Origin of the sequence: Serratia sp. JSRIV006 (genome assembly GCF_019968685.1) — a bacterium.
GTDB lineage: Bacteria > Pseudomonadota > Gammaproteobacteria > Enterobacterales > Enterobacteriaceae > Chania > Chania fonticola_B.
Map to the genome: position 1 here is coordinate 5,716,616 of NZ_CP074137.1, position 23,884 is coordinate 5,740,499.

At 53.8% G+C, this 23,884-nt stretch carries 27 protein-coding genes; 15 read left to right on the forward strand and 12 right to left on the reverse strand.

The window, feature by feature from the left end:
• Position 1: 1 nt before the first annotated feature.
• Positions 2-1,081 (forward strand): GNAT family N-acetyltransferase, encoded by a 1,080-nt coding sequence (locus KGP16_RS26420; RefSeq protein WP_223500571.1) that lies wholly within the window; start codon positions 2-4, stop codon positions 1,079-1,081.
• A gap of 97 nt (positions 1,082-1,178) precedes the next feature.
• Here KGP16_RS26420 and KGP16_RS26425 read toward each other — a convergent pair whose 3' ends face one another.
• Positions 1,179-1,493, reverse strand: coding sequence for a DNA-binding transcriptional regulator (locus KGP16_RS26425; RefSeq protein ID WP_021181420.1), 315 nt, complete (start codon positions 1,491-1,493; stop codon positions 1,179-1,181).
• Positions 1,490-1,831 (reverse strand): hypothetical protein, encoded by a 342-nt coding sequence (locus tag KGP16_RS26430; RefSeq protein WP_021181419.1) that lies wholly within the window; start codon positions 1,829-1,831, stop codon positions 1,490-1,492. Before KGP16_RS26430 ends, KGP16_RS26425 begins: the two co-directional genes overlap by 4 nt.
• A 367-nt stretch (positions 1,832-2,198) precedes the next feature.
• Between KGP16_RS26430 and pstS the strand changes: the two genes are divergently transcribed.
• From pstS to KGP16_RS26475, 9 genes are all read left to right on the forward strand, one after another.
• On the forward strand, positions 2,199-3,239 hold the full coding sequence (gene pstS / locus KGP16_RS26435; protein ID WP_021181417.1) for a phosphate ABC transporter substrate-binding protein PstS: 1,041 nt from the start codon (positions 2,199-2,201) through the stop codon (positions 3,237-3,239).
• A 90-nt stretch (positions 3,240-3,329) separates the two neighbouring features.
• Positions 3,330-4,286 carry a phosphate ABC transporter permease PstC gene (gene pstC / locus KGP16_RS26440; protein WP_024527373.1) on the forward strand — a complete coding sequence of 319 codons (957 nt, stop codon included), beginning with the start codon at positions 3,330-3,332 and terminating at the stop codon, positions 4,284-4,286.
• A gap of 1 nt (position 4,287) precedes the next feature.
• The gene (gene pstA, locus KGP16_RS26445; protein ID WP_059199278.1) at positions 4,288-5,178 is read left to right on the forward strand and encodes a phosphate ABC transporter permease PstA; all 891 of its coding nucleotides are present in this window, start codon (positions 4,288-4,290) and stop codon (positions 5,176-5,178) included.
• A 53-nt stretch (positions 5,179-5,231) separates the two neighbouring features.
• Positions 5,232-6,002, forward strand: a complete 771-nt coding sequence (pstB, locus tag KGP16_RS26450) for a phosphate ABC transporter ATP-binding protein PstB (RefSeq protein ID WP_370454353.1) — start codon at positions 5,232-5,234, stop codon at positions 6,000-6,002.
• 12 nt (positions 6,003-6,014) lie between these two features.
• Positions 6,015-6,746 carry a phosphate signaling complex protein PhoU gene (gene phoU / locus KGP16_RS26455; protein WP_024484696.1) on the forward strand — a complete coding sequence of 244 codons (732 nt, stop codon included), beginning with the start codon at positions 6,015-6,017 and terminating at the stop codon, positions 6,744-6,746.
• A 167-nt stretch (positions 6,747-6,913) separates the two neighbouring features.
• Positions 6,914-7,753 (forward strand): ABC transporter substrate-binding protein, encoded by an 840-nt coding sequence (locus KGP16_RS26460; protein WP_024484697.1) that lies wholly within the window; start codon positions 6,914-6,916, stop codon positions 7,751-7,753.
• 70 nt (positions 7,754-7,823) lie between these two features.
• On the forward strand, positions 7,824-8,549 hold the full coding sequence (locus KGP16_RS26465; protein WP_179248633.1) for an amino acid ABC transporter permease: 726 nt from the start codon (positions 7,824-7,826) through the stop codon (positions 8,547-8,549).
• 1 nt (position 8,550) lies between these two features.
• The gene (locus tag KGP16_RS26470; RefSeq protein WP_024527369.1) at positions 8,551-9,291 is read left to right on the forward strand and encodes an amino acid ABC transporter permease; all 741 of its coding nucleotides are present in this window, start codon (positions 8,551-8,553) and stop codon (positions 9,289-9,291) included.
• A 203-nt stretch (positions 9,292-9,494) separates the two neighbouring features.
• Positions 9,495-10,055: a DUF1440 domain-containing protein gene (locus KGP16_RS26475; protein WP_059199275.1), complete on the forward strand. Its 561-nt coding sequence runs from the start codon at positions 9,495-9,497 to the stop codon at positions 10,053-10,055.
• A gap of 47 nt (positions 10,056-10,102) precedes the next feature.
• On the opposite strand, the gene yieH is transcribed toward KGP16_RS26475, so the two are convergent.
• A complete protein-coding gene (yieH, locus tag KGP16_RS26480; protein WP_021181405.1) occupies positions 10,103-10,768 on the reverse strand; it encodes a 6-phosphogluconate phosphatase in 666 nt (221 codons plus the stop codon).
• 212 nt (positions 10,769-10,980) lie between these two features.
• Here yieH and KGP16_RS26485 point away from each other — a divergent pair, with 212 nt between their 5' ends.
• Positions 10,981-12,318 (forward strand): NCS2 family permease, encoded by a 1,338-nt coding sequence (locus KGP16_RS26485; RefSeq protein ID WP_059199273.1) that lies wholly within the window; start codon positions 10,981-10,983, stop codon positions 12,316-12,318.
• Between the two features lie 54 nt (positions 12,319-12,372).
• Here the strand turns inward: KGP16_RS26485 and KGP16_RS26490 are convergent, their stop codons facing one another.
• From KGP16_RS26490 to KGP16_RS26500, 3 genes are all read right to left on the reverse strand, one after another.
• On the reverse strand, positions 12,373-13,425 hold the full coding sequence (locus KGP16_RS26490; protein ID WP_094982464.1) for a hypothetical protein: 1,053 nt from the start codon (positions 13,423-13,425) through the stop codon (positions 12,373-12,375).
• A 92-nt stretch (positions 13,426-13,517) separates the two neighbouring features.
• Positions 13,518-14,084: an NADPH-dependent FMN reductase gene (locus KGP16_RS26495; RefSeq protein ID WP_021181402.1), complete on the reverse strand. Its 567-nt coding sequence runs from the start codon at positions 14,082-14,084 to the stop codon at positions 13,518-13,520.
• A gap of 188 nt (positions 14,085-14,272) precedes the next feature.
• Positions 14,273-14,992, reverse strand: a complete 720-nt coding sequence (locus KGP16_RS26500) for a 4'-phosphopantetheinyl transferase superfamily protein (RefSeq protein WP_094982465.1) — start codon at positions 14,990-14,992, stop codon at positions 14,273-14,275.
• A 502-nt stretch (positions 14,993-15,494) separates the two neighbouring features.
• On the opposite strand from KGP16_RS26500, the gene KGP16_RS26505 reads away from it, so the two are divergent.
• A complete protein-coding gene (locus KGP16_RS26505; protein WP_179248630.1) occupies positions 15,495-15,743 on the forward strand; it encodes a hypothetical protein in 249 nt (82 codons plus the stop codon).
• Between the two features lie 15 nt (positions 15,744-15,758).
• Here the strand turns inward: KGP16_RS26505 and KGP16_RS26510 are convergent, their stop codons facing one another.
• Positions 15,759-16,496 carry a helix-turn-helix transcriptional regulator gene (locus KGP16_RS26510; RefSeq protein ID WP_179248629.1) on the reverse strand — a complete coding sequence of 246 codons (738 nt, stop codon included), beginning with the start codon at positions 16,494-16,496 and terminating at the stop codon, positions 15,759-15,761.
• A 123-nt stretch (positions 16,497-16,619) separates the two neighbouring features.
• Here KGP16_RS26510 and KGP16_RS26515 point away from each other — a divergent pair, with 123 nt between their 5' ends.
• The 3 genes from KGP16_RS26515 to KGP16_RS27745 all read left to right on the forward strand — a co-directional run bounded on the left by KGP16_RS26515 (position 16,620) and on the right by KGP16_RS27745 (position 19,200).
• Entirely contained in the window at positions 16,620-18,002 is a 1,383-nt protein-coding gene (locus tag KGP16_RS26515) for an MFS transporter (protein ID WP_179248628.1), read from the forward strand.
• A gap of 174 nt (positions 18,003-18,176) precedes the next feature.
• A complete protein-coding gene (locus tag KGP16_RS27740) occupies positions 18,177-18,608 on the forward strand; it encodes a SidA/IucD/PvdA family monooxygenase (protein WP_218833287.1) in 432 nt (143 codons plus the stop codon).
• Positions 18,586-19,200 carry an NAD(P)/FAD-dependent oxidoreductase gene (locus tag KGP16_RS27745; RefSeq protein ID WP_371822653.1) on the forward strand — a complete coding sequence of 205 codons (615 nt, stop codon included), beginning with the start codon at positions 18,586-18,588 and terminating at the stop codon, positions 19,198-19,200. Before KGP16_RS27740 ends, KGP16_RS27745 begins: the two co-directional genes overlap by 23 nt.
• Before the next feature lie 139 nt (positions 19,201-19,339).
• Here KGP16_RS27745 and mnmE read toward each other — a convergent pair whose 3' ends face one another.
• From mnmE to rpmH, 5 genes are all read right to left on the reverse strand, one after another.
• The gene (mnmE, locus tag KGP16_RS26530) at positions 19,340-20,704 is read right to left on the reverse strand and encodes a tRNA uridine-5-carboxymethylaminomethyl(34) synthesis GTPase MnmE (protein ID WP_223500572.1); all 1,365 of its coding nucleotides are present in this window, start codon (positions 20,702-20,704) and stop codon (positions 19,340-19,342) included.
• Between the two features lie 113 nt (positions 20,705-20,817).
• Complete coding sequence (gene yidC, locus KGP16_RS26535; protein ID WP_021181397.1) at positions 20,818-22,458, reverse strand: membrane protein insertase YidC; 1,641 nt, start codon at positions 22,456-22,458, stop codon at positions 20,818-20,820.
• Between the two features lie 2 nt (positions 22,459-22,460).
• Positions 22,461-22,718, reverse strand: a complete 258-nt coding sequence (gene yidD / locus KGP16_RS26540; protein WP_025120915.1) for a membrane protein insertion efficiency factor YidD — start codon at positions 22,716-22,718, stop codon at positions 22,461-22,463.
• Complete coding sequence (rnpA, locus tag KGP16_RS26545; RefSeq protein WP_004950547.1) at positions 22,682-23,041, reverse strand: ribonuclease P protein component; 360 nt, start codon at positions 23,039-23,041, stop codon at positions 22,682-22,684. Before rnpA ends, yidD begins: the two co-directional genes overlap by 37 nt.
• A gap of 18 nt (positions 23,042-23,059) precedes the next feature.
• Complete coding sequence (rpmH, locus tag KGP16_RS26550; RefSeq protein WP_004093983.1) at positions 23,060-23,200, reverse strand: 50S ribosomal protein L34; 141 nt, start codon at positions 23,198-23,200, stop codon at positions 23,060-23,062.
• Positions 23,201-23,884: the final 684 nt, after the last annotated feature.

Sequence of the window (23,884 nt, forward strand, 5' to 3'; positions counted from 1 at the left end):
CATGGAGCAGGTTAATGATTGGCAGCGCCTGCAAGTGGCTCTGCTACAACAACCAGGCATGATCGCCAATCTCCAGACGTCGATGACCGAGTATCAACAGGATGGTTTCTGGATACCGGCGACGGTTAATGATTACGTACCCGGTAATTGCTATGTGGTTTCCCCGCTGGCGCTGATCGTCGATTACGCGCGGGATGAAATTATCAAAATCGATAACGGCGCGTTGCGGGCGCTGTGCAACGGGCTGACGCTGCTGCTTAAGTGGCCCTTATTGCTGGCACACGTCGATCGGCTCCAGGTGCTGAATAATCAGTGCCTTTCGACCAATATAACCAGCAGCCACTGGCAATCCCTGGATACCGACGCGTTGCGGCAACAGGCATTGCAGCGCTATCCCCAGCATACGTTGATGATCCGTTCGCTTAATGGGCAGCAGACTCCCGAGTTGTTGGCGCGGCTCTCCCGGCAAGGTTGGCTGCCTATCGTCAGCCGTCAGGTTTATTGCCTGGACGATCCTTTACGCTGGTGGGGAAAAATCAATGCGCGCCGGGATGACAAACTGCTGCATCAGATGGGATGGGAGTTCAAACGGCTGTCTGCCGATGCTCCCGAGCTGATGCAGTGTGCCGAACGCCTTTATAACCAGCTCTACCTGGATAAATACAGCCGCCAGAATGTGCAGTTTACCGCTGGTTATTTATCTCAGGCCTCGCAACTGGGTATGTTGCAACTGTACGGTTTGTTCCACCAGCAGCAGATGGTGGGGGTGTTGGGAATGGTTCAGTTGGAACAGACGGTAACGGTGCCGATCGTCGGCTATCGGACGGAATTACCCGCATCATTGGCGCTATATCGTCGGCTGATCGCCTTTGCGTTACGCTACGCCATGGATCGTAAGCTGTTTCTCAATTTGAGTTCTGGTGCGCCAGATTTTAAGCGGGTTCGCGGTTGCCAACCGGAGATTGAATACAGCATGGTTTACGTCCGGCACCTGAACGTTTATCAGCGTAGCGTTTGGGCGATGATTTCCTGGCTTTCCCGCAAGGTCTATCAGCCGTTGCTGAGGCATTATCAGTTATGAGGGGCATGAAGCTTGGAAAATCCGGGTGCCGTTCAAAAAGCACACCGGATTTACTATGACTGGACCGGAGTAATGATTAACCTCTGCTTGATGTTGATTACAAGGCAGCTAACGTATCCAGCGTCATGGGGTCTTTTTCAACCATACGGATCAAAAGAAGTGCCTGTTTGTTGGGTTTGGCTCTGCCCTGTTCCCAGTTTTGATAAGTAGTGACACCGGTATGCAAGTAATCCGCAAAAACGGCTTGTGAAAGACGCAGTTTTTCACGTATTGCTTTTAACTCGTCTGGTGACATAGATATGTTTTTTTTCAGTGATACGGCGTGGGTTTTAAGCGTGATTTTACCCTCATTGTAATCACTCCAGTCTTTCATTCCCTGGGATAGTTCTTCAAAAAGGCTGAGTTCGCTCATAAGGTGCCCCCTTGTTTCAAAATTTCCAACATCCTACGCAGCATCTCGCGCTCGTTGCGGCTAAGGTCATCTTTTTTGTCTTTGTCGTAAATGACAAAAAGCAAAAAGTGAGACTTTTCAAGCCACCAATAATAGATCACCCGCAAGCCACCTCGTTTACCTTTTCCACGACGGTGATCCGCAAATCTGACCTTCCTTAACCCGCCAGTGTGCTGGATAACATCACCGCAGAATGGATTAATCAGCAGCATCTGCTGGAATGTCTTGAATTCATCATCGGAAAGATAATCAGCACGCTTCGCTTCAAAAATACTTAACTCAACAAATATAGCATCCATAACCAGATATCTCCCTGCTACTTGGGGATATTCTACCCCCAAGTTGGGTATACATCAAAGGATGATATGCTGGTTTTTTTGCCGCTTTTGGCAATATGACAAGCGTGTAAAAAAGAGCGAAAACCGCTCATATTCAGAGAGATAGTGCAGCAACAGGCAGATTTTTGCAGATTGTTTTTTGCCTAAAAATGACGTCATCTCACTGATTTTAATCAAATAAATATCAACCACCCTCCGCTGTAATATAACTGTCATATTTCGTACATTTTACTGTCACCAAACTGTCCTATTTTCCCTCCTGCAGCAATACTTACTCTGATGAAAACGACTCAACGTCGATTTTTGAAATATCCCATTAGGAGGGATTATGAAACTGATGCGTACCACCGTCGCCAGTATTGTGGCAGCGACTTTCTCTTTGGCCTCTGTGTCCGCCTTCGCTGCTGCTAGCCTGACCGGTGCAGGTGCGACATTCCCCGCTCCGGTGTATGCCAAGTGGGCAGATTCTTATCAGAAAGAAACCGGCAACAAGGTTAACTATCAGGGGATCGGTTCCTCTGGTGGTGTGAAGCAAATCATCGCCAACACCGTTGACTTTGGTGCTTCTGATGCCCCGCTGTCCGATGAAAAACTGGCTGCGGACGGCCTGTTCCAGTTCCCTACCGTGATCGGTGGTGTGGTACTGGCGGTGAATATTCCGGGCATCAAATCCGGTGAGCTGACTTTGGATGGTCAAACCCTGGGTGATATCTACCTGGGCAACATCAAAAAATGGAATGACCCGGCGATCGTTAAGCTGAACCCGGGCGTCAAGCTGCCGGATCAGGCTATCGCCGTGGTGCGTCGTGCTGATGGTTCCGGGACTTCTTTCGTCTTCACCAGCTATCTGGCCAAGGCTAACGCGCAGTGGAAAGAGAAAATTGGTGCAGGCTCAACCGTAAACTGGCCAACCGGCCTGGGTGGCAAGGGCAATGACGGCATCGCCGCGTTCGTTCAGCGTCTGCCTGGCTCTATCGGCTACGTTGAATACGCTTACGCCAAGCAGAACAACCTGGCCTACACTAAATTAGTGTCTGCCGATGGCAAAGCGGTCAGCCCAACCGAAGAGAGCTTCAGCGCCGCAGCCAAAGGCGCGGATTGGAGCAAAACCTTCGCGCAGGACCTGACCAACCAGAAAGGCGACAACGTCTGGCCAATCACCTCCACCACCTTCATCCTGGTGCACAAAGAGCAGAAGAAGCCTGAGCAGGGCGCTGAAGTGCTGAAGTTCTTTGACTGGGCTTACAAGACCGGTGCCAAACAGGCTAGCGAACTGGATTACGCCGCCTTGCCTGCCGAAGTGGTCGAGCAAATCCGTGCTGCCTGGAAGACCAACATCAAAGACAGCTCCGGTAAGGCCTTGTTCTAACAACGCAGGGGGTGCGGAAGACCGCGCCTCAACCTGACTGTCGGGGCCTGGCGTGCCGGGCCCTCCAAGCTTTAAACAGAAGAGTAATCTATGGCTGAGTACAAGCCGACCATTAAAGCACCGGGCAAAAACGGTGACATCATCTTCAGCGCGCTGGTCAGACTGGCGGCGCTGATTACCCTATTGTTGCTGGGCGGCATCATCGTTTCGCTGATTATCGCCTCCTGGCCAAGCATGCAGAAGTTCGGTTTTGCCTTCCTGTGGACCAAAGAGTGGGATGCGCCAGCCGAGCAGTTTGGTGCGCTGGTGCCGATCTACGGCACGGTCGTCACCTCGGTGATTGCGCTGATTATCGCCGTGCCGGTCAGTTTTGGTATTGCCCTGTTCCTGACCGAGTTGGCCCCTAACTGGCTCAAGCGCCCATTGGGGATCGCGATAGAACTGTTAGCGGCGATCCCGAGTATCGTTTACGGCATGTGGGGCCTGTTCGTGTTTGCTCCACTGTTCGCCAAATATTTCCAAACCCCGGTGGGGGAAGTGCTGTCCGGTATCCCGATCGTTGGCGAGCTGTTCTCCGGCCCGGCATTTGGTATCGGTATTCTGGCTGCCGGGGTGATCCTGGCCATTATGATTATTCCTTACATTGCGGCGGTGATGCGCGATGTGTTCGAACAGACCCCGGTGATGATGAAAGAGTCGGCCTATGGCATCGGCTGCACCACTTGGGAAGTGATCTGGCGCATTGTGCTGCCGTTCACCAAAAACGGCGTGATCGGTGGCGTGATGCTTGGCCTGGGGCGCGCCCTGGGGGAAACCATGGCGGTGACCTTTATTATCGGTAACACCTACCAGCTCGACAGTTTCTCGCTGTATATGCCGGGCAACAGCATCACCTCGGCGCTGGCCAACGAATTCGCCGAAGCGGAATCCGGGCTACATACCTCTGCATTGATGCAGCTCGGGCTGATCCTGTTTGTGATCACCTTTATCGTCCTGGCGCTGTCGAAGTTGATGGTGATGCGCCTGGCCAAGCGTGAGGGTCGCTAACATGGCAACGATGGATATGCAAAACCCGGTAGCACTGGCGGAAAGCCGCCGTAAAATGCAGGCCTGGCGTCGGCAGAAAAACCGTCTGGCGCTGTTCCTGTCGATGGCGACTATGGCTTTTGGCCTGTTCTGGCTGGTGTGGATCCTGTTTTCGACCATTACCAAGGGCATCGATGGCATGTCGCTGGCGCTGTTTACCGAAATGACGCCGCCGCCGAATACGGCGGGTGGTGGTCTGGCTAACGCTATCGCCGGTAGTGGCTTGCTGATCCTGTGGGCCACCATTTTCGGTACTCCGCTGGGCATCATGGCGGGGATCTATCTGGCGGAATACGGCCGTAAATCCTGGCTGGCGGAAGTGATCCGCTTTATCAACGATATTCTGTTATCCGCACCGTCGATCGTCGTGGGCCTGTTCGTTTACACCGTGGTGGTGGCGAAGATGGAACACTTCTCCGGTTGGGCCGGGATTATTGCGCTGGCTCTGTTACAGATCCCGATCGTGATCCGCACCACCGAGAACATGCTCAAGCTGGTACCAGACACGCTGCGTGAAGCGGCCTATGCGTTGGGCACACCGAAATGGCGCATGATTTCCGCCATTACGCTGAAGGCATCTGTTTCCGGCATTATCACCGGCGTGCTGCTGGCGATTGCGCGTATAGCAGGGGAAACCGCTCCGTTGCTGTTTACCTCGCTGTCGAATCAGTTCTGGAGCACCGACCTGATGCAGCCGATCGCCAACCTGCCGGTCACCATTTTCAAGTTTGCCATGAGCCCGTTTGCCGAATGGCAACAGCTGGCCTGGGCCGGGGTACTGTTGATCACCCTGTGCGTACTGTTACTGAATATCCTGGCGCGTGTGATTTTCGCCAAGAAAAAGCATTCATAAAAATTTAGGTGCCGCTCAGGCGACACCGTGAAAAGAGAGAAGTCTTGATGAGTATGGTTGACTCCACTTCCAGCAGCAAAATTCAGGTACGCGATCTGAACTTTTACTACGGCAAATTCCATGCGCTGAAAAACATCACGCTGGATATCGCCAAGAACAAGGTGACCGCGTTTATCGGCCCTTCCGGCTGCGGCAAATCGACGCTGCTGCGGACTTTCAACAAGATGTACCAGCTTTACCCCGAGCAACGTGCTGAAGGCGATATCCTGCTGGACGGGCAAAACATCCTGACCGATAACCAGGACATCGCGCTGCTGCGTGCCAAGGTGGGCATGGTGTTCCAAAAGCCAACGCCGTTCCCCATGTCGATTTACGACAATATCGCCTTTGGCGTGCGCCTGTTCGAGAAGCTGTCCCGTGCGGATATGGACGAGCGTGTCCAATGGGCGCTGACCAAGGCAGCACTGTGGAACGAGACCAAGGACAAGCTGCACCAAAGCGGTTACAGCCTGTCCGGTGGCCAGCAGCAACGCCTGTGCATTGCGCGCGGCATTGCCATTCGCCCGGAAGTGCTGTTGTTGGATGAGCCTTGCTCAGCGCTGGATCCGATTTCCACCGGCAAGATTGAAGAGCTGATCAGCGAGCTGAAGTCTGACTACACCGTGGTGATCGTGACCCACAATATGCAGCAGGCGGCGCGTTGTTCCGACTCCACCGCATTTATGTATCTGGGTGAGTTGATCGAGTTCAGCGATACTGACACTCTGTTTACCGCGCCACAGAAAAAGCAGACCGAAGACTACATTACTGGCCGCTATGGTTGATTAGGATGCATCATGGATAACCTGAATTTAAACAAACACATTTCCGGCCAGTTCAACGCTGAACTCGAGCACATCCGCACCCAGGTACTGACCATGGGCGGGCTGGTGGAGCAACAGCTGACCGATGCCATTACCGCGATGCATAACCAGGACGGTGAACTGGCCAAGCGGGTGATTGAGGGCGATGCCAAGGTCAATATGATGGAAGTGGCGATCGATGAAGCCTGCGTGCGCATCATCGCCAAACGCCAGCCGACCGCCAGCGACCTGCGCCTGGTAATGGCGATCATCAAGACCATTTCCGAGCTGGAACGCATCGGCGACGTAGCGGACAAGATCTGTCGCACCGCCCTGGAGAAATTCTCGCACCAGCATCAGCCGTTGCTGGTCAGCCTAGAGTCACTGGGCCGCCATACCGTGCAAATGCTGCACGACGTGCTGGATGCCTTTGCGCGTATGGATCTGGATGAAGCGATCCGGATTTACCGCGAAGACAAGAAGGTCGATCAGGAATATGAAGGCATCGTGCGTCAGCTGATGACCTACATGATGGAAGATACGCGCACCATTCCGAGCGTGCTGACGGCGCTGTTCTGTGCCCGCTCTATCGAGCGTATCGGCGATCGCTGCCAGAATATTTGCGAATTCATCTTCTACTTCGTCAAAGGCCAGGATTTCCGCCATATCGGTGGCGATGCGCTGGACAAACTGTTGTCAGACGGTAAAGACGAGAAAAAAGCGTAATTCAACCAGTGATTTACTCCAGAAGGCGCTGAAGATGGCGCCTTTATGCCATTTAAAAACCGCAAAGTTAAAAAGGTTATAACTATAGCGTTTAATATTATTTCCTGACCTAAGTGAGGCTTGCTAGCTTATCAGCCAGCGGGACATCAATCACTTGGGAGCCTTTCATGAAACAGCGCGTCTTAGCCTTATCTCTGTTAGCCAGCCTGACCAGCCTTGCCACCGGTGTGGCACATGCCGATAAACTCGATGATATTCAAAAAGCTGGCGTGGTGCGTATTGCGGTATTCGATAGCAACCCACCGTTTGGTTATGTCGATCCGCAGAGCAAAAAGCTGGTGGGTTATGACGTGGACGTGGCCGAAGCCATCGGTAAGGCGCTGGGCGTCAAGGTTGAACTGCGCGCCACCAACCCGGCTAACCGCATTCCTTTGCTGGTGTCCAAAAAGGTTGATCTGATCGCGGCCAACTTCACTATCACCGACGAGCGTGCCAAAGAGGTGAATTTCAGCGTGCCGTATTTTGCTACCGGCCAGAAATTCATTGCCCATAAGGGCGTGCTGAAAACCCCTGAAGATATCAAGAAGCTGCGCATCGGCGCGGATAAAGGCACCGTGCAGGAAATTACCCTGCGTGAGCACTACCCAACGGCCAAGGTGATCTCTTACGACGATACCCCACTGGCGTTTGTTGCCCTACGTAACGGCAACGTGCAGGCCATCACCCAGGACGATGCCAAACTGGTTGGCCTGCTAGGCAACCTGCCTGCCGCGCAAAAAGCCGACTTTGAAATCTCTCCGTTCAGCATCACCAAAGAATATCAGGGCGTTGGTATCCCGAAAGGCGAAGATCGCCTCACGGCTACCGTTAACGATACCTTGATCAAACTGGAAAAAGACGGCGATGCGGTGAAGATTTACGATCGCTGGTTCGGCCCGGAAACCAAAACCGCCCAACCGCGTGGCGATTTCAAGATCGGCCCATTGGATCAGCAACCTAAAGCCTAATCTCCCTTTTCCCTCTCCCCCTGATTTTGTACCGTGGCGGAGAGGGTTGGGGTGAGGGGAAGTACCTCGTATGAATCTGCAACAACTCTCAGACTGGCTGTTGGCGCCGCAGTATCTGAGCTGGCTATGGAATGGCTTCTTGATGACCTTATGGCTGTCGGCCTGTGCCGGGCTTGCGGCAACGCTGCTGGGTTTTGGTCTGGCGGCGATGCGGGACAGCAGCCTGCGCCCCTTAAGCTGGCTGGCGGTGGCCTATAGCGCGCTATTTCGCAATACTCCTCTGCTGGTGCAACTGTTCTTCTGGTATTTCGCCGCCGGGCAAATCTTGCCCTCCTTCGCCATGCAATGGCTGAATACCCCCCACCAGTTAGGTTTTCTCGACTGGCCCTCGTTTGAATTCCTGGCGGGCTTTTTCGGTCTGACGCTTTATTCCACCGCGTTTATTGCCGAAGAGATCCGTTCTGGCATCCGTGGCGTCGCCAGTGGGCAAAAGCATGCGGCCTACGCGCTAGGGCTGACCGGTTGGCAATCGATGCGCTATGTGGTGCTGCCGCAGGCGCTGAAAATCGCTTTCCCGCCGCTGCTGGGGCAGTACATGAACGTGATTAAGAACTCATCGTTAACCATGGCGATCGGCCTGGCTGAGCTGTCTTACGCATCGCGCCAGGTGGAAACCGAAACCCTGCGGACCTTCCAGGCGTTTGGCGTGGCAACGGTACTGTATATCGCCATTATTGCCCTGTTGGAAGGTTGGGGCATGTGGCGTCAACAGCGCGAACCGCTGCGGGGACACTAAGATGGACTTTACCGTTATCCAGGAAAACCTGGGCTACCTGCTGTGGGGCACCTTCCCGGATGGGCCTTTGGGCGGTGCTGCGTTGACGTTGGCGATCAGCCTGATGGCCGGGCTGGCTTCGGCAATTCTGGGCACGCTGCTGGGCGTCGCGCTGGCGATGTCGCGTGGGGTGCTGGCTGGGTTATTGGCTATGGTGCTCGGGTTCTTCCGCGCCATCCCGGTGATCATGCTGATTTTCTGGACTTACTTCCTGCTGCCAATCGTGTTTGGTGTCGATATCCCTGAAATTACCACGGTGGTGTGCGCGCTGGCGTTGATCGCCTCGGCCTATCTGGCCCATGCGGTAAAAGCGGGCATCGTGGCTATTGGTGCCGGACAGTGGCAGGCGGGGCTATCGCTTGGTTTAAACCGCTGGCAGGTACTGCGGATGATCGTCTTGCCGCAGGCGCTGCGTATGATGGTGCCTTCGTTTATCAACCAGTGGATCTCATTGATTAAAGACACTTCGCTGGCGTACATCGTCGGCGTGGGGGAGTTGACCTTTCTGGCTACGCAGGTCAATAACCGCAGCATGGTTTACCCGATGGAGGTGTTCTTGTTTGTGGCGCTGGTCTATTTTATCTTCTGCCTGACGCTGGACGTGCTGGCGAACGGGCTGAATAAACGCCTTAGCCCGCAGACCAAAGCGCTAAAACGCAGCTGGCGCTGGTGGCGTAATCGCCCGCCGCTACCGGCTAGTTAATCAGACACAATAGGAATGGCTGCCCCTATCTATACCATGGCTAATTAGTTGTCATGATTGAGGGGCTTGACGTATTACAATTTATTATCGTATTACGTTAAATTTATGATTGAGATCAACGTATTGCACTTTTTTAATGCAGCTTGAGTTATTTAGAGTATAAGTAAGATTGATTTATATATTTCCATTGGATGGTAATCATTATGAAAATTAGTGCGTTATTTATAACAACGGATCCAAGTCGGCGGCGGTATGGCGTTGCCTTGTTTGTTGGCATTATTGGCGGGATCCTCTCTGCTTTTGTCAAATGGGGGGCTGAGGTTCCGCTACCGCCAAGAACCCTGAGTGATGGCCGGGCTGAATTTAACCCGCCCTACCTTTTTTTAAGAGATTATCTTGGGATAGATCCAACCGGTACGGTATATACCTTTTCTGAGCATATTATTAATCCGGTTATGGTTACGCACGTCATATTTTCGTTGGTCTTTGCTATCGGTTACTGCTTGGTTGCCGAAGTTTTTCCAAAGATCAAACTCTGGCAGGGGGTGTTGGCGGGTATCATTGCCACCGTTGCCGTGCATGGCATTAGTTTCCCTCTGCTTGGTTTGACTCCCCCACTTTCAATGCTGCCATTTGATGAGTATCTTTCTGAAATATTGGGGCATATATTTTGGTTTTGGGTGATTGAGATAGTACGCCGGGACTTACGTAACAGAATTACCCATGAGCCTGACGCCGAAGTTCCGCTGGGATCCTATCGTTAATCGATAAAGTTCAGCGGGGTATTTTCCCCGCTGAATATCAACGCGGTTTAACGGGTAAGTTGCCAACCCCGCTGTTGCCATAGCGCAGGCAGTTGTGCCAGATCCTCAAACGTCGTCACCAGCGGGTGATCGATCGGTTGATTATGAGGATCGGCGCAGAAGTAGAACACCGGGATGCCAGCCGCGATCCCTGCCTGGGCACCGGCAACGGAATCATCCACCAGAATACAGCGCTCTACGGGCACCTGCATCTGTTGGGCGGCATGGAATACGATGGCCGGATCGGGTTTCCAGCGTTGAATATCGTAGCCGCTGAACAACCGGTCATCAAAATAGGACAGCATGTCGGTTAACCCCAGCGAATGCTGCATTTTGCTCACCGGGCCGTTAGAAACGGTGCACATCGGGGCAGTCATTTGTGCCAGCAACTCCCGTGCACCGGCAATCGGCTGGAGCTCGGCATCAAACAGACGGGCCACTTCCTGGCGAAAAATCGGCTCCAGATCGCTGGCGGGTAAATTGACACCCTGCTCGGTGTTAACCCGCTCAATGATCTCGTAGAGCTTGATCCCTTTGTACTTTTTAAATACCTCTTCCAGCGCCAGCTCGATACCATAGTGGGCAAACATATGCACATAGGCCTTGCTGCACAGCACTTCGCTGTCTACCAGCGTGCCATCGCAATCAAATAAAACACATTCAACCTGATTCATTGGGGTAAGCGCCCTCGGTTAAGTCATAACTGCTGTTACTTTAACCGGATCGCAGCGGGTTGTCCCTCTTTGGCAATCAATCTCAATAAATACAACTTGTTGGCCGTTTTAGCCGTAAAGATGGCGAAAAAAACCTGTGAGCGAGGTCAAAACCCGGACTTTTTGTTATAGGATAGCCAGCGACAGTCCTAATCCCTCTTCGGAATTCTATAATGAGCAAACAAGACCTCAGCCTTGATGCCAATCAGGGCTTGCTTGAGCGCGTGTTTAAACTCAAGCAGCACGGCACCACGGTACGTACGGAAACGATTGCCGGCATCACCACCTTTTTAACCATGGTGTATATCGTGTTCGTTAACCCGCAGATCCTGGGCGCGGCGGGCATGGATACTCAGGCGGTGTTTGTCACCACCTGCCTGGTTGCTGCGTTGGGCAGTATCCTGATGGGCTTGCTGGCTAACCTGCCGGTGGCGCTGGCTCCGGCGATGGGCCTCAACGCGTTCTTCGCGTTTGTGGTGGTCGGCGCGATGGGTATTTCATGGCAGGTCGGCATGGGCGCTATTTTCTGGGGCGCAATCGGTTTCCTGTTGCTGACCATTTTCCGTATCCGCTACTGGATGATTGCCAATATCCCGCTGAGCCTGCGCGTGGGCATCACCAGCGGTATCGGCCTGTTTATCGCCATGATGGGGCTGAAAAACGCCGGTATCGTGGTCGCCAACCCGGATACGCTGGTAGCGGTAGGCAATCTGACCTCTCACAGTGTGCTGCTGGGAGCCTTGGGCTTCTTTATTATCGCGGTGCTGGCTTCGCGTAATATTCATGCTGCGGTACTGGTCTCAATCGTGGTGACTACGCTGATCGGCTGGGCTCTGGGTGACGTGAAATATGGCGGCGTATTCTCCCTACCGCCTGACGTCACCTCCGTGGTCGGCCAGGTGGATATCGCCGGGGCGTTGAATATCGGCCTGGCAGGTGTGATTTTCTCCTTTATGCTGGTCAACCTGTTTGACTCCTCGGGTACGCTGATCGGAGTGACCGACAAGGCTGGCCTGACGGATGAAAACGGCAAGTTCCCGCGTATGAAGCAGGCGCTTTACGTGGACAGCATCACCTCGGTCGCCGGTGCTTTTGCGGGTACCTCTTCGGTCACCGCCTATATTGAAAGCTCCTCTGGGGTGGCCGTTGGTGGGCGCACGGGCCTGACCGCCGTGGTGGTAGGCATTCTCTTCCTGCTGGTGATTTTCCTGTCACCGCTGGCGGGAATGGTGCCAACTTATGCTGCTGCGGGCGCGCTGATTTATGTGGGGGTGCTGATGACTTCCAGCCTGGCGCGGGTGAAGTGGGAAGATATGACCGAAGCGGTTCCGGCCTTTGTGACCGCCGCTATGATGCCTTTCAGCTTCTCGATCACCGAAGGGATTGCCCTTGGCTTTATCTCTTACTGCATCATGAAGCTGGGCACCGGCCGCTGGCGTGAAATCAGCCCCTGCGTGATCGTGGTGGCGCTGCTGTTCGTGCTGAAAATTGCGTTCGTTGACGGGCATTAATGCCCGCTACGTGGGGCGCAGCATGCTGCGCCCCGTTGTAAGCTCCTGTTACTCTCAAGCGCCGGGTGAGGCATCCTGCTCTCTACCCATTACCCAGCGTAAAGGCCGGTTATACCGCGTCTGCCAGCCACCGATATTATCTTCCCCCTCGGCAAAATTGGCGATCTCGACCTGATTTTTGTCTCTGAACAAGTCAGCAAAATCAAGAGCCAGCGCCCGATCGTTGAAATTCTGTCGATCGTAATAGGCAATCATGATGCGTTTGTTTTCTGCCAGTGAATGCTTCGCTGGGAGGAGGCGGCCCTTCGGGGCAATCAGCAGCGCTCCGGAATAAAACTGCGGGTAATTGGCCATCAGGTTAGCCGCGTGTAGCGCCCCCTGACCACGGGCGGTCAGGTAAACCTGTTGGAGATTAAGCTTCAGCTTGGGGCCAAGGCTTTCCAGGGTGCGTTGAATGGCGTTCTGGGTGCTGGTAGAGCTGTAGTTAGACCAGCGAAAGCTCCCCTCCGCCAGCATCTGGGTGCCGTTTATCTCAATGTAGGCCACCCCGGCTTCGGCAAACAGCAACCTATCCTCTGGAATGATGGTGGCGGCTTTCCCGTAGGGATGGAGGTAGACGATGGTTGGCCAGCCTCCGGCCGGGGGCTCGCCACTCGGCACGGCATAGTGAGGTTTACCTTCAAACTTTGCGGCGTGTTGCTGATAGCGCGCTTTGGTGGTGGCCAGAATTGAACGGTAGGTGTCACTTTGCTGAATGCTGCTGAACGAGTCGTCCTCCAGCAGATTGTAGTAATACCACAATCCTCGCTTGGCGCTAAGTTGCAGATAACGTTCGGCTAACTCGGTCTGACCCTGTTCGGCCGAGGAGGCAGCCAGTTGAAAGGGGGCCCAGATATTACGGCCATCTTCACGCATCAACGTCAGATATAGCGATGTGGCGCCGGCTTTTTTATCCTCATGATTGTACGCTGAGCGAGGTAATGGCTTACTCAGCGGGCTATGGATAGGCAGTTCTAGCGGCTCTTCTCCCTCAGGATAGAGCATGGGTGCAGCAAACAATGGACTGGTGGCAAAAGCCAAAAAGATGGCTAAAATAAAAAAAGGCATGATTTTATAACTTTGTTTTTCAATAATATTAATGAGAAAACGATGAAAAACGGCGCCTTCGATAGTGTTATCTCTGTGCGCCGCCTGGCAGCTTATTTTACACGGCGGATATAGTCGCTGAATGCGGACAACTGGCCGGTCAGGAAATCCCGCGTGCCTTGGTCCACCAGTTCACCCGCCTGCTCATCAACCTTATTCTGTATCACTCCCCCCATAAACTCAGGTTTGTTGATCACCATGGCATCCAGAAACACCAGGATCTGGCGTAGGTGATATTGGCAACGTGCTCCGCCAATCGGCCCCATAGAGCTGGTCTGGATTGCTACCGGTTTGCCAGCCAGCGGTTGGTTAGGCAAACGGGACAGCCAGTCTATGGCGTTTTTCAGGCCACCTGGCACAGAGTAGTTATATTCTGGCGTTACGATGATCACGCCGTCAGCCTGACGGATTTGTTCGGCAATGGCTTCTACCGCGGCCGGGAAACCCTCTTCTTGCTGGAGGTCTGCATCGTACAGTGGGATATCGCGGATGGAGGGAAGGGCTTCGATAGTAACACCCTGAGGAGCTAACTGAGGTAAAGCGCGTGCGACGATGGCGTTATAAGAGCCTTTACGAAGGCTCCCCAGTAGCGTGACGATCTTTAGTGCTTGCTCTGACATTTTGATTCTCCCTTTTCTGATGAACAGACTCAGCTTAGAACAACCAGCAGATAATAGGGCAAATAAGGGATGTATCCTAGGTAGAGGCTAAGTCTTTATCTGTTTTTACAATTCAAAGCAGTAAATCATGCGTTAAGAAAAGTTTTATTTTGATTATTCCCCCGAAGGCAGACGTTAAATCGGTGCTTTCAACGTGTAACAGAGGCGAGGCTGGTCAGTTTCAAAAAGTGTGTGGAGAGGGGCGGGTTGCGCGATGAAATTTCGCCACATTTCTGTAAGCCCTGGCTATCGTCATATTGCCAGCAAATCAGCCGATCCAAGCCAGGCTGATGGGCGCAGGCCCAGCTGAGATACTCCCCTGCATCACTCATGACGTGCACGTTAGGCAGGGTGTTGCAGCGTAATTGGCCGGAAAAAGGGTGCAAATTCAGCAAACTCTGGCCACTGTTACCCAGGCCGGCCAGTTTCAGCACGCATTGGCGGATGCTCCACAGCTGGGTTTCGGCTTCCAAGCGGTCGTTCTGCGCCGCGATCCATGCGTTCTCCGTGGTGCTGGAGTATTGATGCAGCAGGTTGTGGCTCCGTGCGCGCATCACCTCAATATCCAACCCCACCTTGCCTTCTAGGCTCAGTAGCACGCCTACGGTATTGCCAGCATAGGCGAGGCTGAAGTCAGGTAGATGATGATCGGCAAAGCACGGGCGCCCGGTCGGTGCCGTAGCAATGGGGGGAAGTACCGGGATACCATACAAATAAAATATCATTTCGGCCAACAGGATCCGGCCTTGCAAAAAACGCCGGCGGCGCTTGACGGAAAAGCGAGCAGTTCTTTCGATCAGGTCTTCAGGGAGCCGATGAGTATCTAAACGCTCTGCAACCGCATCCCATCGGATAAAATGACAAGCCATTGTTCACTCCATGACCGAGGCTCATAAAAAAACTGGAGTGCTAGAGTAAGCATTACGTTAAGATTTTTCATTAAGAATTCGCATGATCTTTTTCTTAATTATTCTTCTGTTGAATGAAAAAGCAGCGGGGTGGTATGGCGGCAAGGTAGTGGCGCTTTTAGCTGGCGGAAAATAAATACATTATTAACAGATGGTTAATTCTGGGCTGCGGACGCGGAGGAAGACTTTGGCTGACATACGGCCCATCTGGCTACCTCGTCAGTGCCGGATCAGGGCTACATACTTAAAGTGGTTGCTGGGCTTGCAGAGCTCGAGAGGGTGGTGTCTTTCAACGAAAATATTATCAATAAAAACAACAAGTTAATTTTATTGCACCGGGCTGAATACCGCCGAAAGAAAAACTTCGATACGGCCCGAAACATTACTCTCGCGGCCGTGGATATAGTTCGTTCAATGAGTAAATTGAGCATGGCTGTACGCGTATCCACATCGGAGGAACTACATGAACCAGCACGTTGACCCGAGTATTACCCGCATCTACGAAGCTTGGCATAGCACAGTGAAGAAGCGCGATTTAGCCGGTACGGTCGCGCCATATAGCGAGTTCGACAATCTGGTGGCGTGGCACCGGCGCCTCGGCAAAGCCATTCCTGCGTGGCGGGAGACCGGGTTACAACTTGAGCATCGAATCATCGAGATCGAAGCCATGTTCGGCAAGCGCGCGAAATCAGTACCAAGTGGGGAGGACTAGCCAGCGGTAATGAGGCTACGTGGCTCGGTTGCTGACACTGGTTACGGAAAGCTCGTTGGCCCCCGTACCTTGCTCGATGCCGAAGTGCTCTCGCAGGGCTACCCATCCTAGCTTCGTGATTGAAATCGAACGGGTCCCAGGGTTCTTCTTCATCCATTTCCAGGCGATGTATGCCTTCATCAGGTGCGCACCCAGCGGACCGGCCACATGATGCTGTCTCTCCGTCCAATCGAGACATTGTCGAGCGTGGTGACCTTGCATAAGAGCAGGGTCACCGATGTCAAGGCCGATGCGCTCAAGCCATTCATATCCCTCTTCGGTAAGCACATATGTACGACCATCACTCTCCGCTATCAAATGGCGCTCCAGCATGGCCTGAGTGATCGCCACACCAACCTCTCCCGCCAGATGATCATAGCAGCAACGGGCGAACTGGAGGTTTCGTGCAGAACGATTCGGCGTGGTTCGCCAGACGGTTTCAGGAGGGCTAACACATGCCAAACTCTCCAATGCGGCAACCACTTGTGGACCGGCGAGGCGGTAGTAGCGATGACGCCCTGCACGCTGCATCGTAATCAGTCCGCCATAGAGAAGCTTGGAGAGATGGGAACTCGTGGTTTGTGCGGTGACGCCTGCGGCCTCGGCAAGCGCGCCAGCCGATAGTGCGCTGCCATCCGACAGCGTAATCAGAATGACTGCGCGAACTGGCTCGGCAATCAAGTGAGCAATCGTCGATATGTTGTAAGTGGACATGTATAGGATTTCCGTCAAAGCGCCACGTAATGGCTACGGGTATAGTTCGATACGCGTCGAATAATTTTCAAAGCAAAGCCCGATATAGTCAATTATTAATCAGTTTACTAAGGCGATGCTTCCATGAGTGATAGGAAAGACCAGCAAGCTCGAGTGCTATTGGCGACGAGTCTCAGCTACGTCATCGTCATCCTTGATACCTCCATAGTCAACGTTGCTCTAGAGCCGATCTCCGCCAGTTTCCAGACGGGCGTGTCCGGTCTTCAGTGGGTGGTCAACGCTTACACACTTACATTTGCTTGCCTGCTGCTCACGGGGGGGACGCTTGGAGATCGCATGGGGGCGAAGAGGATCTATCTTGCCGGCCTGCTGGTTTTCTCAGCGGCCTCCGCACTATGCGGTCTTGCGCCGACATTGATGGTTCTCGTCATTGCACGGGTACTTCAAGGGATCGGAGCTGCGATGCTCGTTCCCTGCTCGCTGACCCTCATCAATGGCGCATACACAAATACGGATGAGCGCGCGAGTGCGATCGGCAAGTGGGCTGGCTTCGGAGGCATCGCAATGGCTGCGGGTCCCCTTGTTGGCGGCGTGCTGATACACCTTCTGGGTTGGCGCAGCATCTTCCTGGTCAATGTCCCTTTGGCGCTACTGGGGGCATGGTTGACGACGCGCATCCGAAGCGAAGAGGTTGCCATTCATTCGACGCGCCACCTTGATGGTGCAGGGCAGATGCTCGCCATCGTTGCGTTGGCATCGTCAGTGGCTGTGCTTATTGAAAGCGCGGAGCTAGGCTGGAGTAGCCGATGGATAGCGGCAGGTGTACTGGGTTCAACGGTGGCTTGGGCACTTTTCGTGGTTACGGAAGCAAAGTCAAGAGAACCGATGTTGCCCTTGAGATTTTTCAAGAGCGCTGTGTTTTCAACTGCGGCATTGGTGTCGATGATTTCGGCCTTGGTCTTCTACGGGTTGTTCTTCCTCCTGAGCCTGTACTTTCAGACCATTCGCGGCTGGGGGGCCCTACAGACAGGTTTGGCCTTCCTGCCATTGACCGTCTTTGTGACTATTGGCAGTTTCCTCTCTGGTGCGCTCGGCAAGCGGTATGGATCCTTGCGCCTCGTTGCTGGCGGGTTTCTGCTGTACGCGATCGGCTTTCTCGGCCTGTATGCCGTGACGGATAACGGTCCGTACTGGCGCATTGCATTATGTTTTCCCGCCATGGGATTTGGCGCGGGGGTTATTACTCCTGCGGCTACAGCTTCATTGATGAATATTATCGATCGGTCACGAGCTGGCATAGCCGCAGGTGTTTTGAATGCCAGCCGCCAGGCCGGCTCTGCATTTGGCGTAGCAATTTTTGGCGCCCTGCTGGCGGGAGTCGGGGCAGCAAAGGAAGGCATAAGCTTGGCCATCAGCATTGCTATCGGACTTTCACTGCTTGCAGCCCTGTGCTGGATAGCGGCGCTCGCATGGCATGCACGGGGACAAGTATCCACGGGGTCATAGTTGCCAACTCTATGGAAAGAGTAAGGGGTTTAAAGGAAGTGCTGGAATCGGAGACGTCGTTCTCTGCTTGCTGCACAAGAAACTGCATCCGCAGAAACGAAGGGAGTAGCAGATGCACACCTGTTCAGAGCACGAACTTGTAGCGCTTGCCGGAATCTGAGTCTTGCCGCTCTATTGCACCCACACCCACACATTACCAGTGCCTTCTTCGAGCAACGAAGCGAGTTCCAATGGCATCCTGGCTTGATGCTGCCGAATTTAACGCTGCAGATTTCGTTCATGAAGGACCTGGTTAGCTTGGTGGATCCTACCAGTAAACTATCTTTCCTCGCCTATCTGGCGTTTCCCATCATGCCAGGGTTGGGCAAGGCACTCTGGTCGAGGTTGGGTTGTGAAGGTGATCCTCAACGCGATCAGCTACTGGCCAGGTCGCAACCTGAGTTTCAGGACATGGGCAGCCCATGGTTCCTCCCCCTGTCGATTGAATCACTGCGACCATGCCTGCCCGCAAGCCTTATAGGGCAAGCAAGCTGCAAAATGCCATGGGGCCATTATCGAAGAGCATCGTACAGTCCGCCGAATTTTGTCTCGAAAGAGGCTAGTTGAGGGGGTAGAGACAGATACAGGCTTGGTTCGAAGCCCTTTGATTGTCAACGCGGCCGGCCCTTGGGCCGCAGCCTTATCAGAAAGTTGCCAAGCCCCGCTGCCCATATCAGCATCACGCCAGTGTGTGGCCATCATACAGCTCCAGAACGATGAAAATGGGAAGAGGTTGCCAGGCTACAGTGACCGTCAACGCGGGTTCTATCTTCGCCCTTCGGCAGTTAATCAGTATATGATCGGTTCGCTGGCGCAGCACGATAGGGAGCTGGCAGACCCGGATCGGCTTGACCGACAGATGAGTGAATCTGCGATACGACAGTTCGTTACGCGCGCCGAAACCCGATTTGGCAGATTCGGATCGGTGAGCCCTGTGGGTAGCCGTGTCTCGTTCTTCGATGATACGCCCGATGGCAACCCAATCATTGGTGCCGATCCGAGAGTGGAAGGGTTGTTTGTTGCCGCAGGCTTATCTGGACATGGGTTCAAGTTTGCTCCGGTGTTTGGACCGGCGATATTGCAGGCCATCACTTCTAAGACTTGCATGAAAGGTATGGAGGCCTTTGCTGTCGAGAGATTCTTGAGGCACAGACTGTAGTAAGTGCACTTAGTGAGCTTTTCGGGCTCAGTGAGTGCCATCTGGATGTCCAAGTAGAGGAAGGTTCGGGCTAAAATCGCTACTTGGACATAAACCAGGTGGCTATCAGAGTGCTTCGATGGAGCAAGGTGGACGCCGGTTATTTACCAATACAGAAGCTGGAGAAGATGCGCCCGAGCAGATCATCAGAAGTAAACTCCCCGGTGATTTCGCTCAACGCCTGCTGTGCCAACCGTAGTTCCTCAGCCAGCAGTTCCCCTGCGTAAGCGCTCACTAACTTTTCTTTACCCTGCACCAGATGCTGTGCCGCTTGCTCCAGAGCCTGCAAGTGACGGCGGCGGGCCAAGAAGCCGCCTTCCATATTGCTGGTGAAGCCCATGCTCTGTTTCAGATGGTCACGCAGTAGGTCGATCCCCTCACCGGTACGTGCCGACAGGCGAATTAGTGAGTGACCATTTACTTCGCTTAGGCCCAATGCCTCGCCGGTAATGTCGGCCTTGTTGCGCACGACGGTGATCGGCAAGGTGCTGGGCAGACGTGCCATAAACTCTGGCCAAATCTCGGCGGGCTCGGTGGCGGAGGTGGTGGTGCCATCCACCATAAACAGCACGCGATCCGCCTGTTCGATCTCGTTCCAGGCACGTTCGATGCCGATACGCTCAACTTCGTCGCTGGCTTCCCGCAGCCCGGCGGTATCGATAATGTGCAGTGGCATGCCATCGATATGAATATGTTCGCGCAACACATCGCGCGTGGTGCCTGCAATGTCGGTGACGATGGCTGCTTCACGCCCTGCAAGCTCATTGAGCAGGCTGGATTTTCCGGCGTTGGGCCGCCCGGCGATCACCACCTTCATCCCTTCACGCAGCAGGCTGCCTTGTCGCGCCTCGGCCCGCACGCCATCCAGATCGGCCATCACACCGTTCAATTGGGCTTCAATTTTGCCATCCGAAAGGAAGTCGATTTCCTCATCCGGGAAGTCGATGGCCGCTTCTACGTAGATGCGCAGGTGAGTGAGCGCTTCCACAAGCTGATGGATACGGAGGGAAAAAGCACCTTGCAGCGAGTTCATGGCTGAACGGGCTGCCTGTTCAGAACTGGCATCGATCAGATCGGCAATGGCTTCGGCCTGGGCCAGATCCAGCTTGTCATTGAGGAAAGCGCGCTCCGAGAACTCACCTGGGCGGGCAATCCGCACGCCTGGTAGCGCCAACACGCGTTTGAGCAACAGATCGAGGATCACCGGCCCACCGTGGCCCTGCAGTTCCAGCACGTCCTCACCGGTAAAGGAATTGGGGCCGGGGAACCACAGTGCGATCCCCTGATCCAGCGTACTGCCTTCAGCGTCACGGAACGGCAGATAATCGGCATAACGCGGCTTAGGCAGTTTACCGAGTACCGCCAGGGCAACGTCCTTGGCTCCGCGGCCAGAAATGCGCAGGATGCCGACACCGCCGCGTCCGGGCGGGGTAGCAAGAGCAGCGATGGTATCGGTGGTGTTCATAGCGGTTTATCTCTCTGACAATATGCAAAAAGGCGGTCTAATGACCGCCTCTACTGGCAACGTGACTGGTGTCGTAGGGGCATAAGCCCCTACGGGTGTTGCCTAACTCAATACTAGACTTTCTTCTTGTCGCGGCTGTGCAGACCACGTTTTTCCAGCCCGCGGTAAATCAGCTGCTGCTGGACGATGGTCACCAGGTTACTGACGATATAGTACAGCACCAGACCAGACGGGAACCACAGGAAGAACACTGTGAAGATCACCGGCATAAAGGTCATGATTTTCTGCTGCATCGGGTCAGTCACGGTGGTGGGTGACATCTTCTGGATGAAGTACATGGTCACACCCATCAGCACTGGCAGGATGTAGTACGGGTCTTGCGCCGACAGGTCATGGATCCACCAGATGAACGGCGCATGACGCAGCTCAACCGAGCCCATCAGCATGTAGTACAAGGCCAGGAAGATTGGCATCTGGATAACCAGTGGCAAGCAACCCCCTAACGGGTTCACCTTCTCAGCTTTGTACAGCGCCATCATTTCCTGGCTCATACGCTGCTTGTCATCACCGATACGTTCACGCATCGCCTGCAGTTTTGGCTGCAGCATGCGCATTTTGGCCATCGAGGTGTACTGCGCTTTGGTCAGCGGGTACATGATGCCGCGCACGATGAAGGTGATGATGATGATCGAGAAGCCCCAGTTGCCGATGAAACTGTGAATGAACTTCAGCAGTTTGAACAGCGGTTGGGAGATGAACCACAGCCAGCCGTAATCGACGGTCAGATCCAGATGCGGTGCCAGTTGGGCCATCTGATCTTGCAGCTCTGGGCCAACCCACAGGGTAGCATTCAGCTGTTTCTCAGCGCCTGGTTGCACAATCACTGGCTCAGCTTTAAAGCCGATGGCAGACAGGTTGGTACCTGGCTTAGAGGTATAGAACGTGTTGACGCCCTGAGTCTGCGGCACCCACGCGGTGGCGAAGTACTGTTGCAACATCGCAATCCAGCCGCCCTGGGTGGTGACGTTCAGATTCTCATCCTTGTCGAACGCATACTTTTGGTATTTGTCTTCGCTGGATGAGTAAGCCGCACCACGGAAGGTGTGCAGTGCAAAGTTGTTGCTGCCGGTGTCACGATGCTTAGGCAAGTCGGTGGTCTGCTTCAACTGGCCAAACAGGGTCAGTTCCAGCGGAGTCGCGCTTTTGTTGACGATGGAGTAGTCCACGCCAACGGCATAATGGTTACGCTTGAGCACAAAGGTCTTGGTGAAGACCGAACCGTCTTTGCCGGTAAAGGTCAGCGGAATACGCAGTTCATCCTGGCCATCAGCCAGCGTGAAGGTATCCTGCGCCGCCTCAAACAGAGGACGCTCGCCGTTTGCCGGGTTATCCGGGCCGTCTCGGCCCGTCAGGCCGCTTTGTGCCTGGTAGACGAATGACGGGGTGGATTCCAGCAGCGTAAATGGAGTCGATGAACCCAGGGTTTCCGGGTAGGCCAACAGTTTAGCCTGCTCGATATCGCCACCACGGGTATTGATGGTCAGCGACAGCACGTCAGTGTTAACGGTGATCAGTTTACCCTGGCCACTGCCTGGTACAGCTGAACTTGCGGCATCACCGGTTGCTGGGTTCGCAGTCTGTTGCGTGGTCTGGGTGGCTACTGGTTGCGGAGCGTTGTCCACTTGCCAGGCCTGCCAGATCATGAAAGACACGAACAGCAGAGCGATGAGGAGAAGATTGCGTTGCGAATCCATCGTTAGTGTTCTCTGTTATCGTCGGTTTTCGGCGGCACGGGATCATCGCCACCTGGGTTCAAAGGGTGGCATTTTAATACGCGTTTCAATGTCAACCAACTGCCTTTTAACATGCCAAACCTGCGTAATGCCTCAATTGCGTAATGAGAACATGTCGGCTGGAAGCGACAACGTGGCCCAAGCAGCGGGCTGAGCACGAGCTGATACGCCCGAACCAGCCCGATCAGGATGCGGGAGCCTGGCGACAGTGGCGACGCCATAATTTTTCCAAAGCTTCCGTCAGTGCACGATTATCCAAATCCGCTATCCCTTTTTTGGCCACCACCACAAAATCCATCGCCGGTAGCTCGTGCTGACGTAAACGGAAGCTTTCGCGGGTTAGGCGTTTGATCCGGTTGCGTTCATGCGCGCGTTTGACGTGTTTTTTGGCGACGGTAAGACCGATGCGGGGATGCCCCAGCTGGTTCAGGCGGCCGAGGATGGTGATTTGCGGCGTGCCAGCCCGTTGTGGCTGCTGGAAGACGAAAGTGAAATGAGTGGGAGTTAACAAACGTAACTCCCTAGGAAAAGCGAGCTTAACCACTCAGCGGGTTAGCTTTTATTACTTAGAAACAGTCAGACGAGTACGGCCTTTCGCACGACGGCGGGCCAGAACTTGACGACCATTCTTGGTTGCCATACGAGCACGGAAACCGTGGCTACGGTTACGCTTCAGTACGGACGGTTGGAAAGTGCGTTTCATAGCGATTTCTACCTAAACTTAAATGAAATACTGATAAGTCAAATGCGTTTGGCTACTCGGCGTGAAGATGACCGACGCCTCAATCGCAATACATAAAGAGGCGGGATTGTAATAATTGTACAGTCCTGAGTCAATTCACATCGCGCTAGCCTACCTGGTTGTCTGCCAATTCGGAGTAAAATCCGGTGTTGGCCCGTGGTCACCGCAGAATCCTGTCTTGGCTAAATGACTCACCATTAAGGAACCAGGTATCACACGTGGGCGAAGATTATACGGACTCGGGGGTAAATCACAAGGATCTCCGTACGATCCTGCGTGTTTTCTGCAAGGATCCGCGTGGATAACCAGGTATAACCTGTGAAAGGTGCTAAAACCCGGCCCCACAGGTTCAGATCTCATCGGTGTCGATCCTGCGTTGATTAAAAACTGGCCACTCTTCAAGGGCTGTGGATAAAATGGATCTAATCTGTGATGAAGGGGAGGATCTCTTGCGCAGATTGCGCTATGATCCGTCATTCCGATCGCGATCCCAAAACAGGATCGTTAAGGGCATAAACCGTGAAAGGCGGTTCGCATACCCTACAGGTTTTTCAGCCAATACCGGGCGTGTGTCAAAAATCATGAGTTATAAAAAAGTAGCCTGATTCTTTTCTTTTTATTGATCTTGTTCGAGTGGAGTCCGCC

Bases quoted from the DNA above. Each gene is read 5' to 3' on its own strand.
- KGP16_RS26495 (WP_021181402.1), bottom strand. From the start codon at position 14,084: ATGTCAGAGCAAGCACTAAAGATCGTCACGCTACTGGGGAGCCTTCGT.
- KGP16_RS26430 (WP_021181419.1), bottom strand. From the start codon at position 1,831: ATGGATGCTATATTTGTTGAGTTAAGTATTTTTGAAGCGAAGCGTGCT.
- pstA (WP_059199278.1), top strand. From the start codon at position 4,288: ATGGCAACGATGGATATGCAAAACCCGGTAGCACTGGCGGAAAGCCGC.
- pstC (WP_024527373.1), top strand. From the start codon at position 3,330: ATGGCTGAGTACAAGCCGACCATTAAAGCACCGGGCAAAAACGGTGAC.
- mnmE (WP_223500572.1), bottom strand. From the start codon at position 20,704: ATGAACACCACCGATACCATCGCTGCTCTTGCTACCCCGCCCGGACGC.
- KGP16_RS26465 (WP_179248633.1), top strand. From the start codon at position 7,824: ATGAATCTGCAACAACTCTCAGACTGGCTGTTGGCGCCGCAGTATCTG.
- KGP16_RS26425 (WP_021181420.1), bottom strand. From the start codon at position 1,493: ATGAGCGAACTCAGCCTTTTTGAAGAACTATCCCAGGGAATGAAAGAC.
- yidD (WP_025120915.1), bottom strand. From the start codon at position 22,718: ATGGCGTCGCCACTGTCGCCAGGCTCCCGCATCCTGATCGGGCTGGTT.
- yieH (WP_021181405.1), bottom strand. From the start codon at position 10,768: ATGAATCAGGTTGAATGTGTTTTATTTGATTGCGATGGCACGCTGGTA.
- pstB (WP_370454353.1), top strand. From the start codon at position 5,232: ATGGTTGACTCCACTTCCAGCAGCAAAATTCAGGTACGCGATCTGAAC.
- KGP16_RS26510 (WP_179248629.1), bottom strand. From the start codon at position 16,496: ATGTCCACTTACAACATATCGACGATTGCTCACTTGATTGCCGAGCCA.
- KGP16_RS26490 (WP_094982464.1), bottom strand. From the start codon at position 13,425: ATGCCTTTTTTTATTTTAGCCATCTTTTTGGCTTTTGCCACCAGTCCA.
- KGP16_RS26515 (WP_179248628.1), top strand. From the start codon at position 16,620: ATGAGTGATAGGAAAGACCAGCAAGCTCGAGTGCTATTGGCGACGAGT.
- KGP16_RS26475 (WP_059199275.1), top strand. From the start codon at position 9,495: ATGAAAATTAGTGCGTTATTTATAACAACGGATCCAAGTCGGCGGCGG.
- pstS (WP_021181417.1), top strand. From the start codon at position 2,199: ATGAAACTGATGCGTACCACCGTCGCCAGTATTGTGGCAGCGACTTTC.
- rpmH (WP_004093983.1), bottom strand. From the start codon at position 23,200: ATGAAACGCACTTTCCAACCGTCCGTACTGAAGCGTAACCGTAGCCAC.
- yidC (WP_021181397.1), bottom strand. From the start codon at position 22,458: ATGGATTCGCAACGCAATCTTCTCCTCATCGCTCTGCTGTTCGTGTCT.
- KGP16_RS26505 (WP_179248630.1), top strand. From the start codon at position 15,495: ATGAACCAGCACGTTGACCCGAGTATTACCCGCATCTACGAAGCTTGG.
- KGP16_RS26485 (WP_059199273.1), top strand. From the start codon at position 10,981: ATGAGCAAACAAGACCTCAGCCTTGATGCCAATCAGGGCTTGCTTGAG.
- KGP16_RS26500 (WP_094982465.1), bottom strand. From the start codon at position 14,992: ATGGCTTGTCATTTTATCCGATGGGATGCGGTTGCAGAGCGTTTAGAT.
- KGP16_RS26460 (WP_024484697.1), top strand. From the start codon at position 6,914: ATGAAACAGCGCGTCTTAGCCTTATCTCTGTTAGCCAGCCTGACCAGC.
- KGP16_RS26420 (WP_223500571.1), top strand. From the start codon at position 2: ATGGAGCAGGTTAATGATTGGCAGCGCCTGCAAGTGGCTCTGCTACAA.
- KGP16_RS26470 (WP_024527369.1), top strand. From the start codon at position 8,551: ATGGACTTTACCGTTATCCAGGAAAACCTGGGCTACCTGCTGTGGGGC.
- phoU (WP_024484696.1), top strand. From the start codon at position 6,015: ATGGATAACCTGAATTTAAACAAACACATTTCCGGCCAGTTCAACGCT.